Origin of the sequence: Actinopolyspora biskrensis (assembly GCF_013408175.1) — a bacterium.
In the GTDB taxonomy this organism is placed as follows: domain Bacteria; phylum Actinomycetota; class Actinomycetes; order Mycobacteriales; family Pseudonocardiaceae; genus Actinopolyspora; species Actinopolyspora biskrensis.
On the sequence record NZ_JACBYW010000002.1, the window covers coordinates 278,385 to 290,057 of the forward strand.

General features: G+C 69.2%; 8 protein-coding genes and 2 pseudogenes. 9 read left to right on the forward strand and 1 reads right to left on the reverse strand.

The window, feature by feature from the left end; genetic code table 11:
* Nucleotides 1-19 precede the first annotated feature (19 nt).
* The 9 genes and pseudogenes from lpdA (at nucleotide 20) to FHR84_RS07030 (ending at nucleotide 10,608) form a co-directional block, all read left to right on the forward strand.
* Nucleotides 20-1,480 (forward strand): dihydrolipoyl dehydrogenase, encoded by a 1,461-nt coding sequence (gene lpdA / locus FHR84_RS06995; RefSeq protein WP_179534641.1) that lies wholly within the window; start codon nucleotides 20-22, stop codon nucleotides 1,478-1,480.
* A 157-nt stretch (nucleotides 1,481-1,637) separates the two neighbouring features.
* Nucleotides 1,638-2,759, forward strand: a complete 1,122-nt coding sequence (gene pdhA / locus FHR84_RS07000; protein WP_179534642.1) for a pyruvate dehydrogenase (acetyl-transferring) E1 component subunit alpha — start codon at nucleotides 1,638-1,640, stop codon at nucleotides 2,757-2,759.
* Between the two features lie 130 nt (nucleotides 2,760-2,889).
* Nucleotides 2,890-3,885 carry an alpha-ketoacid dehydrogenase subunit beta gene (locus FHR84_RS07005; protein WP_179534643.1) on the forward strand — a complete coding sequence of 332 codons (996 nt, stop codon included), beginning with the start codon at nucleotides 2,890-2,892 and terminating at the stop codon, nucleotides 3,883-3,885.
* 97 nt (nucleotides 3,886-3,982) lie between these two features.
* On the forward strand, nucleotides 3,983-5,305 hold the full coding sequence (locus FHR84_RS07010) for a dihydrolipoamide acetyltransferase family protein (protein WP_179534644.1): 1,323 nt from the start codon (nucleotides 3,983-3,985) through the stop codon (nucleotides 5,303-5,305).
* A 224-nt stretch (nucleotides 5,306-5,529) separates the two neighbouring features.
* Entirely contained in the window at nucleotides 5,530-6,330 is an 801-nt protein-coding gene (locus FHR84_RS07015; RefSeq protein ID WP_179534645.1) for an EI24 domain-containing protein, read from the forward strand.
* A 173-nt stretch (nucleotides 6,331-6,503) separates the two neighbouring features.
* Nucleotides 6,504-7,211, forward strand: a complete 708-nt coding sequence (locus FHR84_RS07020; RefSeq protein WP_343075184.1) for a M50 family metallopeptidase — start codon at nucleotides 6,504-6,506, stop codon at nucleotides 7,209-7,211.
* 345 nt (nucleotides 7,212-7,556) lie between these two features.
* Nucleotides 7,557-7,775 (forward strand): annotated as a pseudogene (locus tag FHR84_RS23170) (SAM-dependent methyltransferase); the annotation flags it as partial.
* Nucleotides 7,702-8,235: pseudogene (locus FHR84_RS23175) on the forward strand (SAM-dependent methyltransferase); the annotation flags it as partial. The pseudogenes FHR84_RS23170 and FHR84_RS23175, both read left to right, overlap by 74 nt.
* Nucleotides 8,236-8,463: 228 nt before the next feature.
* Entirely contained in the window at nucleotides 8,464-10,608 is a 2,145-nt protein-coding gene (locus FHR84_RS07030) for a putative bifunctional diguanylate cyclase/phosphodiesterase (RefSeq protein ID WP_343075194.1), read from the forward strand.
* A 21-nt stretch (nucleotides 10,609-10,629) separates the two neighbouring features.
* Here the strand turns inward: FHR84_RS07030 and meaB are convergent, their stop codons facing one another.
* Entirely contained in the window at nucleotides 10,630-11,628 is a 999-nt protein-coding gene (meaB, locus tag FHR84_RS07035; RefSeq protein WP_179534647.1) for a methylmalonyl Co-A mutase-associated GTPase MeaB, read from the reverse strand.
* Nucleotides 11,629-11,673 lie beyond the last annotated feature (45 nt).

An 11,673-nucleotide genomic window follows, 5' to 3' on the forward strand; every position in this document is an offset into this window, starting at 1 on the left:
AACAAAGGAGCACAGCGAAGTGCAGGAATTCGACCTACTCGTGGTAGGCGGCGGCCCCGGTGGCTACGTCGCGGCGATCCGTGCCGCCCAGCGTGGCCTTTCGGTCGGCCTGGTGGAGAAGGAAAAAGCCGGTGGCGTGTGCCTGAACTGGGGCTGCATCCCGACCAAGGCGATGCTGCGCTCCGCCGAGGTGTACGAGACCGTGCTGCACTCCGAGGACTTCGGGGTCCGCGCGGAGAACGTGGCGCTGGACTTCGGTGCGGTGGCGCGCCGCAAGGACGGGGTCGTCAAGAACCTCACGGACGGCGTGGCCGGTCTGCTCAAGGCCAACGGGGTGACCGTCATCGACGGGCACGCCCGTTTCACCGGGCCGACGAGCGTGGACGTCTACCCGACCGGGGAATCCCCGCTGGGCGAGGGCGGGCCGCGTTACGCCGCCGACCCGGCCGGGGGGCAACCGGTGGAAAGGGTGACCGGACGGGACGTGATTCTGGCGACCGGGTCGACGCCCGTCCGCCTGCCGATACCCGGGGGAGACCTTCCCGGTGTGATCACTTCCGACGGGGCCTTCGGTCTCGACGAGGTGCCGGGGCGCATCGCCGTGATCGGAGGCAGCGCCGTCGGAGCCGAGTGGGCGAGCATGTTCGCGGCCTTCGGCAGCGAGGTCACCGTCGTGGAGATGGCCCCCAGCCTGGTGCCGATCGAGGACGCCGAGGTCGGCAAGGCGCTCGGCCGTTCCATGAGCAAGAGCGGCGTCCGCGTGCTCACCGAGTCGACCGTCTCCGCGATCGAGCAGACCGACGGAGCGCTGCGGGTGCGGGTGGACGGCTCCAAGGAGCAGCAGCTCGACGTGGACGTCGTGCTCATGGGAGTCGGCCGCAAGCCCAACACCGCCGCGCTCGACCTCGAAGCCACCGGCGTCGCCACGGACGAGCGCGGTTTCGTGCAGGTCGACGAGAAGATGCGGACCAACGTCGAGCACCTTCACGCGATCGGGGACCTCACCGGCAAGGCGCTGCTCGCCCACGTCGCCTCCCACCAGGGCGTGGTCGCCGCGGACACCATCGCCGGGCACGAGTCCCACATCGACTACGGAGTGGTCCCGGCGGCCACCTTCACCCATCCCGAGATCGCCAGTGTCGGGCTCACCGAGGCGGCGGCGAAGGAGGCGGGGCACGACGTCGTCACCAGCCGCTTCCCGTTCGCCGCGCTGGGCCGGTCCAAGACCACCGGCGACGAGGAGGGCTTCATGAAGATCGTCGCCGGCAGCAAGCACGGCGAGATCCTCGGGGTGCACGTGATCGGCCCCTCCGCCAGCGACCTGATCACCGAGGGAACCCTGGCGATCAGCCTGGAGGCCACGCTCGACGAGCTCGCCGACACGATCCACGCCCACCCGACGTTGGGGGAGATCGGCATGGAGGGCGCCATGTCGGCCCTCGGACTTCCGCTGCACACCGCGCCGCCGCGCCGCCGCTGAGCGCGGAGGCAGTTCACCCAGTGGGGACCCGCCCCCGCGCGACAGGGGCGGATCCCGAGCTCAGAAGGCATCGGCGTTCGACCGCAACCGCCACGCACCGCGTTGCCCTTCGGTCTTCGGGACGCCGCTAACCACCCACTCGAAGAGGGGATCTCTCATGGCGGAGACCGCTACCCGCAGCAAGCCGACAAGCTCCGGCTCGAAGAGTCGTCGCGGCGGCACCCGCTCGAGCGGAAACCGGGCGCAACAGACTCAGGAGAGGGCCGCGCTGGGATCCGAGTCCCCGGAACAGCTGCGCGACTACTTCAAGCAGATGTCGCTGATCAGGCGTTTCGAGGAGCGCGCCGCCCAGGGCTACACCCAGGCCAAGGTCGGTGGGTACTGCCATCTGAACCTGGGAGAGGAAGCCACCGTCGTCGGGTTGATGAGCTCGTTGCACAAATCCGACTACCTGTTCACCAACTACCGGGAGCACGGTTACGCCATCGCGAAGGGCATCGACCCGAACCGGGTGATGGCCGAGCTCTACGGCCGCACCACCGGGACCTCCAAGGGCCTCGGCGGTTCGATGCACATGTTCGACACCGACGTCGGGCTGCTCGGGGGGTACGGAATCGTCGGCGGACAGGTCCCGCTCGCGACGGGTGCGGCGCTCGCGATCGACTACCGGGGCGGCGACCAGGTGGTCATGTGCCAGATGGGCGACGGGACGACGAACATCGGCGCCTTCCACGAGTCGATGAACATCGCGGCACTGTGGAAGCTGCCCGTGGTGTTCGTCGTGATCAACAACCATCTCGGCATGGGGACGACGGTGGACATGGCCTCCGCCGAGTCCGAGCTCTACAAGCGGGCCGTGGCCTACCGGATGCACGGTGAGCGGGTGGACGGCAACGATGTGCTCGCCGTGAACGAGGCATCCGGCAGGTTGGTCGAGCACGCCAGGAAGACCGGCGAGCCGGCCATGCTCGAGGCGGTCAGTTACCGGATGAAGGGGCACTCGGTGGTCGACCCGGCCAAGTACCGCAGCTCCGAGGACGCCCAGGCCGCCAGGGCGGCGGACCCGGTGGCCGCTTTCCGGGACCAGCTGCTCTCGGCCGGGGTGCTGGACGAGGACGGCGCATCCGAGATCGAGCAGACCGTGCAGGCCGATGTCGACGCGGCCGTCGCCTTCGCCGACGACAGTCCGCATCCCGATCCCTCGACCCTGTTCGACTACACCTACGCCACGCCGGTCGCCAACGACTCCCGCAGGCTCCCGGCCGACCCGGTCTTCTGACGAACTGTCTCCCGCCCGGTCCGGCCAGGAAGGGGCCGAGCGGGAGCGATCCACCGAATCACACCCCGCCACGAACCGCCGGGGGTCGTGCACACGACCCCACGGCGAAGCATGCCCAGGAGAAACACCGTTGGCTGTCATCACCTATCGGCAAGCGCTGCATGACACGCTGCGCGAGGAAATGCTCGCCGATGAGAACGTCTTCCTCATCGGCGAAGAGATCGGAGTCTTCGAGGGCTCCTACAAGATCACCGCGGGCTTGCTCGACGAGTTCGGGGAGAAGCGTGTCCGGGACACCCCGATCGCGGAGGAAGGATTCGTGGGCGCCGCCGTGGGAGCGGCGATGCTGGGGCTGCGCCCGGTCGTGGAGTTGATGACGATCAACTTCTCGCTGCTCGCGCTGGACCAGATCGTCAACCACGCCGCGAAGATCTACGGAATGTTCGGTGGCCAGTCCAACGCCCCCATGGTGCTGCGCACCCCCGGTGGCGGTGGCCAGCAGCTCGGTGCCACGCATTCCCAGAACATCGAGCTCTACTACGCTTTCGTCCCCGGCCTGAAGGTGGTCGCACCGAGCACGCCCGCTGATGCGAAGGCGCTGCTCAAGGCTTCCATGGCCGACAACGATCCCGTGCTGTTCCTGGAGAACCTGGCCCTCTACAACACCAAGGGCGAGGTGCCGGACGAGGTGGCTCCCGCGGAGATCGGCAAGGCGGGCGTCGTCCGCCCTGGAAGCGACATCACCATCATCGGGTACTCGAGGATGGCCAACGTCGCCACCCAGGTCGCCGACCAGCTGCAACAGGACGAGGGCATCTCGGCGGAGGTGGTGGACCTGCGCAGCCTGCGCCCGCTGGACAGGGAGACCGTCGTCGAGTCGGTGCGCAAGACCGGTTGCGCCGTCATCGCCGAGGACGACTGGCTGACCTACGGTGTCGGGGCGGAGATCGCGGCTTCGATCTCGGACGGTGCCTTCGACTACCTCGACGCCCCGGTGCGCCGTGTCGCCGCGGCCGAGGTGCCGTTGCCCTACGCCAAACCACTGGAGCGGGCGGCGCTGCCCTCCGCCGAGTCGCTGACCACGGCGGTACACCAGACACTCGAAGCCGTCGGACATCGTCGCTGAGAAACCAGCAAGGCGCAGACTCGCCGTGTCGGTGGCGCAAGGGCCGCGAGCTCCCGCACCGGCACGGTGAGTCGTTCATCAGGAGCCGAGGAAGACCATGACCGAGATTCACATGCCGCGCCTGTCCGACACGATGGAGGAAGGCGTCATCTCCGCCTGGCGCAAGCAGGTGGGTGAGCAGATCAACCGTGGCGACGTGGTGGCCGACATCGAGACGGACAAGGCCGTCATGGAGCTGGAGGCCTACGACGACGGGGTGCTGGAGAAGATCCTGATCGGCGAGGGGGAGACCGTCCCGATCGGAACCCCGATCGGCTTGCTCGGCGACGGCTCCGGATCGGCCGCGGAGTCCGGGCCCTCCGAGAGCCCCGGTTCCGCCCAGCAGTCCTCCGGGGAGAAGAGCGGTTCGGAACCGCAGGGCGACGGGCAGAGCCCCGCTCCGGCCCGGCAGGATCCCGCCCCCGCCGGGCAGGGATCCGCCGCGGATTCCGGCGACGCCTCCCAGGACGGTCCGCGGAACCGTCCGAAGGCGTCCCCGCTGGCGCGTGCGGTCGCGCGGGAGAAGGGGGTCGACCTGTCCACCGTTTCCGGCACCGGACCCGGGGGCAGGATCATCAGGGTCGACATCGAGGCCGCCGCCGAGCGTTCCGGGACGGACCAGCCCTCGACCGCTCCCACCGCTTCCACGCGGGACGCCTCCACCGGGGCCCCCGCAGCGGTGGAGGACCCGGATCTCGAGGAGATCCCGCTGAGCAACATCCGCAAGGTGACCGCCAAGCGGTTGACCGAGAGCAAGCAGCAGGCCCCGCACTTCTACCTGACCAGCGCGGTCGACGTCACGGACCTGGTTTCCTTCCGCGCGGACCTCAACGAGCGGTTGCAGGCCGCGGGCGGGCCGAAGGTCAGCGTGAACGACCTGGTCGTCAAGGCCTGCGCGACGGCCTTGCGCGCCAACCCCTCGGTCAACGTCTCGTTCCGGGACGAGAAGCTGTTCCAGCACAAGCGGGTCCATCTCGGAGTGGCGGTGGCGCTGGACTCCGGCCTCGTGGTGCCGGTGATCCCCGACGCCGACCGCAAGAGCGTCTCGGAGATCGCCACCGAGGGACGTGAGAAGGCCGAGCGCGCCCGTGACGGCAAGCTGAAGCCGGACGAGATGACCGGAAGCACCTTCAGCGTGTCCAACCTGGGCATGTTCGGCATCGAGGAGTTCTCCGCCGTGATCAACCCGCCCGAGGCGGCCATTCTCGCGGTGGGGGCCACGCGGGAGGAGGTGCAGGTGCGCGACGGCGAGTTCGCGGTCCGCAAGATGCTCCGCCTCACCCTGTCGGCCGATCACCGCGCGGTGGACGGCGCCGTGGGAGCGGTGTTCATGCAGCAGCTCACGGGGCTGTTGGAGGACCCGATCAGGATCATCGCGTGAGACGAGCCCACGACGGGGCCGGCCGCCGGTGCGCGGCCGGCCCCGCTCGTTCCGGTGCCCGGCTCGGGCGCCTAGTGGGAGAACCGTTTTCACGAACGGCGTTCCGGTAGGATCAGTCGCCGTGGTTGTCGGACGGTTCCGCCGAGCGGGTGTCCCGGCAGCCGGAACGGAAACCCACCACAGGATCGGCGGCGCCGTGTCGTCGGTGCCGCGAGAGTTCGACGATGAATGACACGGGACTCGGAGCCCGCGAGCTGGGTAAGGGCTTGTTCGACATACTCCGCTCGCCGAGGATGCTGCTGCTCGGTGGTGTGCCCGCCCTGCTGAGCAGTCTGGTCCTGTTCGCGGGGATCGGTGTGCTCGCCTGGTTCAGCGGCGACCTGGCCTCCTGGATGACCCCCTTCGCCGAGGGGTGGTCCGCGTGGTGGCGGGGGGTGCTGCGTGCGGTTCTGGCCTGCGCCCTCGTCGCGGGGGCCGTGCTGCTCGGCTCGGTGTCCTTCGTCGCGCTGACCTTGTTGATTGGCGGACCGTTCTACGATTACATCGCCGAGCGCACCGAACGGGAACGCGGGCTGGACAGCGGATCCGACGGTGCCGGGCAGCCGCGACTGGTGTGGCGCGGCGTTCGCGACGCGCTGCGGCTGGTGCTGATCGGTGTCCTCGGGGCGCTGCTGCTGTTCCCGTTCGGCTTCGTTCCCGTGCTGGGCCAGACCGTGGTGCCTGTTTGCGGGGTGCTGTTCGGCGCGTGGCTGATAGCCCTGGAAGTGACCGGTCCCGTGTTCCAACGGCTCGGGATGGGAATCGGGCGGCGCCACCGGCTGCTGTGGCGCCATCGGCGCAAGGTGCTGGGATTCGCGGTTCCGACTTATCTGCTCTGCCTGATCCCGGTGGCCCAGCTCGTGGTGATCCCTTCCGCCGTGGTCGGGGGAGTCCTGCTGGCGCACCGGGTGTTGGGCCACGAAGGGGGCGGCGACCTCCCGGGGGCGGTTCCGAAGGGTTCCGCGACCCCGGGTGGGAGCACCTGACGGCTGGGGAAGCCCCTGCCGGTGAGCGGGTTCCTCCCGCGGGCTGTGGAGCTCTCCCGAGCGGCAGCCGATTCCCGGAACCGCGGGTGGACTCCGCGGCGTCCGGTCGGTGAGACACGTGCAGGAGCCGAATCGACCCGGTTGCGAGGATCGTTGTGCAAGAGTTCGGCCGAGTGCTGACGAACGTGTCGGGAGCGGTTCCGGCTTCCGTGGTCGCGCTGCTCGCGCTCGTGCTGGTCGGCTACCGCGGCACCTGGCGGGTGCTGCGCAACGTGGTGACCATCGCACACGAGGCGGGGCACGCCCTGGTGGCTCTGCTCAGCGGCCGCAGGCTCAACGGGATCCGGCTGCACTCGGACACCTCGGGGCTGACCGTTTCCACCGGGCCCGCGCGCGGCCCCGGGATGGTCCTGACCCTGTTCGCGGGATATCCGGCCGTGTCGCTGCTGGGGGCCGTCGCGGCCTGGACGGTTTCCGCCGAGCACGTGGAGGTCATGCTCTGGACGGCGGTGGGGGCGCTGGCGCTGTTGCTGATCGCGCTGCGCAACCTCTACGGGGTGCTGTCCGTGGTGCTCACCGGCCTCGCTCTCGCGGCCGTGATCCGGTGGGGCACCCCTCCGGTCACCGTGGTGTGCGCCGAGCTGCTGAGCTGGTTGCTGCTGCTGGGAGGCGTGCGGCCGTTGTTCGAGCTCTCCGGCAAACGCCGCAGGGGTCGGGCGTCCGACTCCGATGCGGATCAGCTGGCCAGGTTGACCGGTGTGGCGGGGGGAGTCTGGATGGCGGTCTGGTTCGTGATCTCCGTGGGTCTGCTTGTCCTGGGGGCGCGCTGGTTGCTGGACCTGCCGCCGCTGGCGGAGTTCTCCGCCCCGGTCAGCGGGTGAATGTCCCTCGAGCGGTTGCCAACACGGCACCGGTTGGACGAGCATCGTCACAGTGGTGGTGTGTCGGTCGGTGCCGGTATGGCAGCGCGTGCCGAGACTTCGTTCACCGCGTCAGGGCCTGTTCGCTGTGCCGGAGGGGCCTCGTGCTCCCGCGACGAGACATGTCTCCGGGGCACCTTCCAACGCGACCGCGCCGAACGCCCACACATGACGCGTTCGCCCGTTTTGTCGGGGGCACCCAGTACCCTTGGAAGAACGTGACGGAACCGTCGAGGGGGTGGGGTGACGGCACAGGACGGTTGGCTGCTGCGGCGCCTGGACGAGGAGACGCCCAGCGCCGCGCGAGTGTACGAGTACCTGCTCGGCGGCGCGCACGACTTCGCCGCGGACCGTCGGCTGGGCGAGCGGTTTCCCGCCGCGCTGCCCAGCGCGCGCGACGTGGCGTGTCCCAACCGGGTTTTCCTGCGCAGAGCCGTGCTGACCCCGATGGATGCGGGGACACGACAGTTCGCCGGCACCGGGACGGGCAGCCCGGCGGTCGGCAACGTGCACGAGGTGGCGGGCAGGATCGAGCCTGACACCAAAGTGGCCTGCGTGGACGACGAACCGGTCGCGGTCGCGCACGGGGGAACTGCTGTTGCGGGACACCCCGGATGTGAGCGCGTTGCACGCCGACGTGTTGCGCCCGGACAACGTGCTGGCGCCCCCGGAGCCCCGGCGGTTGGTGGACTTCTCCGAACCGATCGGATTGTTGCTCGTCGGAGTGCTGCACTTCGTTCCGCCGGGGTCGGATCCGGTGAACGTGGTGCGGTGTCACGGGGATGCCCTGCCCTCCGGCGAGTCTGGTCGTTTCGCGTTTCACGGCCGACATCGGGCCCGACGCGATGCGGGGGGCGAGGTGGTGAAGCAGAGCGCCGCCCCGATCCATCCGCGTTCCCACGCGGAGAGCACCGAGTTGTTCGACGGGCTCGAACTGTTGGATCCCGGTGTGGTGGGGACCGGGCTGCGGCGCCCCGGGCAAGAGGAGCTTGATGCGGTGGAGCCGGGAGCGGAACGAATTCACGCGGGGGTGGGTAACAAACCTTGTGCGGAAGTGGCGTGCCGGTTGTGCGGGGGCGTGCGGTTCCGGTATGCGGTACGTGCGGCGGTGTTTTCCCGCCGGTTTTCTGGTTCGTGGGGTTCGGTGCTGTCGCTAGGGAGAGGTGAGATGAGTCGCGCGAGTTCCGGTTGTGGTGCTCCGGGCGAGGGAGTAGTGCCCGATTCGCGGACGGCTTCCTGGGGGAGCGAACCGTGGTGCGCGGAGCTGGCGGCGCAGTGGGCCCAGCGACTGAACCGCACGTCGTACGTGCCGATGGCTCGTGAATCCCTGGAGAACAGGCTGTGCGAACTGGCCGGTGAGATCGTGGACGGTCTCCGGACACCGGGAGAGACCGAACGTACCGGGGAGCGGATCGGCGAGCAGTTGGTCCGGTTGAACGCCACGGGTGAGGAGAGCCTCGCGCGCAGCCTCGACCTGCTCTGCCGCGCACTGCTCCCGGCCCCTTCCGACGAATCGGTGCGGCAGGTGTTCAGCCTGCTGACCTCGGTCGCCTCCGGTTACGCCGCCGCGAACCGCGCGACCGTCCTCGACCAGCAGGAAAACCTGAGACGCGCGATACTCCGGTCCAAGCTGGATAGCGAGTACAGGTTGCGGGCCAGCCAGGACCGTTTCCACGAGGTCTTCCGGACGACGCCGGTCGGCATGGGCATATGCGACGGGGAGGGCGCTTTCCTCGACGTGAACGAGACCCTGGAGTCGCTCCTCGGGTACTCGGGGGAGGAGCTGCGCTCCAGAACGCTCGCCGAGCTGTTCCACCCCGACGAGACCGACTTCCTCGCGAACACCTACGCGGAACTGCTGCGGGGGACCCGCGACGAGTTGCGGGAACGCAGGAACCTGCTGCGAGCGGACGGCGGTAAGGCCTGGACCCGCGTCTCGCTCGCGACGTTGCGTGACGGGGAGGACATCCCCGGGCGTTTCGTCGTGATGGTGGAGGACCTGCGGGAGCTGAGTTACCTGCAGGAACGCCTGCAACACCAGACCCTGCACGATGCCATAACCGGCTTGCCCAATCGGCAGCACTTCCGTTCCAGGCTGGAGACCGCGCTCGCCGGTTTCCCCTCGACGGATCGCCTCACGCTGTACCAGCTGCGGTTGGACGGTTTCGAGCTGATCAACGAAGGGCTCGGCTACGAGGTCGGTGACGAGATCGTCCGCACCGTGGCCAACAGGCTCCAGGGGCTCGTCGAGGACGAGGACGGACTGGTGGCTCGCATCGGAGGGACCGAGTTCGCCGTCCTGGTGAGACAGGACCGGTACACGCCGGAGATCTCCGAGTTCGCCGAGGTGATCAACAAGGAGCTGGACGAGCCCATCTACATCGGGGGGAACGGGTTGGCCCCCACGGCCAGCATCGGGGTCATCCAGCGTGCCGTTGGGGATCGGGAGCCCGCCGATATGATGTGGGCGGCCGAAGTGGCGTTGCGCGGAGCGGAGCAGGCGGGCAAGCGGCAGTGGGCGCTTTTCGACCCGCTCCGGGCCCCGTCGGAGCGTTCCGATGCCAGGCTGGCCGCCGTGATGCCGGGAGCGCTGGAACTCGGCGAGTTCCAGGTGCGCTACAGACCGTGGGTCTCGCTGCTCGAGGGGAGCCTGCTCGCAGTCGAGGTGCGCCTTTCCTGGCAGCCGTCCGGCCACGACGAACTCGACCACGACGAGTGCCTGCGGCTGGCCGAGCGCTCCGGGATCACGTTGTCCCTGCGGGACTGGATGCTGCGCACCGCGTGGACACAGCTCGGCGAGTGGCACGCGCAGGGGCTGTGCCCGCAGCTCGTCGCGGGGCTGAGCCCCAACCAGTCCCGCGACCCGGACCTGGTGGCCGTGGTGCGCGACCTCGTGGACGGGGGAGCGCTCGATGCGGGGTGGCTGCGGCTGTGCGTGTCCATGAAAGCTCTGATGAGCAGTGGTGGTGAAGCGCGGGACAACGTCACCACGTTGGCCGGGACGGGTGTGCAGACCGCGGCGCACGAGTTCAGCGGCGCTCCGTCCGAACTGCGCTTTCTTCGCGAGTTCCCCACCTATGCCGCTTTGCTGGCTCCGGACGTGGTGCGACTGGTCGGTGAGTGCGCGGGCGAGGAGGAGACCCCGGAGGCCCGTGCGTTGGCCGGGGTGATCCCGTTGGCGCGGGACTGCGGGGTGCCGGTAGCCGCCTCGGGGGTGAGCACCGAACGACAGGTGCGCTGGTGGCGGGAAGCCGGGTGCGAGATCGCCTCCGGCCCGTACTACGGCACACCGCTGGACGCGGTGGGGATGACCGAGCTGCTGCGGAGCGGAGTACCTCCCTACGGTCTCGCGGGATGACGGCGCTGGGCGGCCTCCCCGTCACGTGCTCGAGTCGTCTCCACGGAAGGCGCGCAGGACGCGTTCGGCGGCCATGCCGGCGGTCACCTCGCCGTCGCGCACCCGCTGTTCGATCTCCTCGCGCGTCCGCTTCACCCGCGGATTCCCGAGGAGCTCGCTCATGAGCTGGTCCCGCACCAGTTCCCAGGTCCACTCCAGCCGCTGCCGGCTGCGTTTCTCCTCCAGATCTCCTGCCTCGGACAACGCCGCGTGGTGCTCCAACACCTGCTGCCAGAGTTTGTCCAGCCCCGTTCCGTTGAGGCCGCTGCAGGTGGTGATCCGCGGTTTCCAGGACGCGTGCGGCGGGGTCAGCAGCCGCAGCGCGCTCCGCAGTTCGCGGGCGGATCGGCGGGCCTCGTCCTCGTGGGGACCATCGGCCTTGTTGACCGCGACCAGATCGGCCAGTTCCAGCACACCCTTCTTGATGCCCTGCAGTTGATCTCCGGTGCGGGCCATCGTGAGCAGCAGGAAGCAGTCCACCATCCCCGCAACCGTGATCTCGGACTGTCCGACCCCGACGGTCTCCACCAGCACCACGTCGAATCCGGCCGCCTCCATGAGCACGATGGTTTCCCTGGTGGCCCTGGCCACCCCGCCGAGGGTGCCCGCCGTGGGGGAGGGGCGGATGAAGGCGTCCGCCTCGGCGGCGAGCGCGCCCATGCGGGTCTTGTCACCGAGAATGCTGCCCCCGCTCCGGTTCGACGAGGGGTCCACGGCCAGCACCCCGACCCGGTGTCCCTCACCGACCAGTTTGGTGCCGAGCGACTCGATGAAGGTGGACTTGCCGACCCCCGGAACGCCGGTGATGCCGATGCGGTGGGCGCCACCCGCGTGCGGCAGCAGTCGGGTCAGCAACCGCTGCGCCTTGTCCCGGTGTTCGGGACGGGTGGACTCCACGAGGGTTATGGCCCGTGCCAGCGTGGGGCGTGACCCCGCGAGCACGCCCTCGGCGTAGGTGTCGACATCGATGGTTCGTGACATGGTTCAGGTCTCGTTTCGCCGCGGGCGTCGCCCGGACGGCCAGTT

What these genes read in the sequence shown, in the direction of transcription:
- pdhA (WP_179534642.1), top strand. Translation starts at nt 1,638, where the DNA reads ATGGCGGAGACCGCTACCCGCAGCAAGCCGACAAGCTCCGGCTCGAAG.
- FHR84_RS07010 (WP_179534644.1), top strand. Translation starts at nt 3,983, where the DNA reads ATGACCGAGATTCACATGCCGCGCCTGTCCGACACGATGGAGGAAGGC.
- FHR84_RS07015 (WP_179534645.1), top strand. Translation starts at nt 5,530, where the DNA reads ATGAATGACACGGGACTCGGAGCCCGCGAGCTGGGTAAGGGCTTGTTC.
- meaB (WP_179534647.1), bottom strand. Translation starts at nt 11,628, where the DNA reads ATGTCACGAACCATCGATGTCGACACCTACGCCGAGGGCGTGCTCGCG.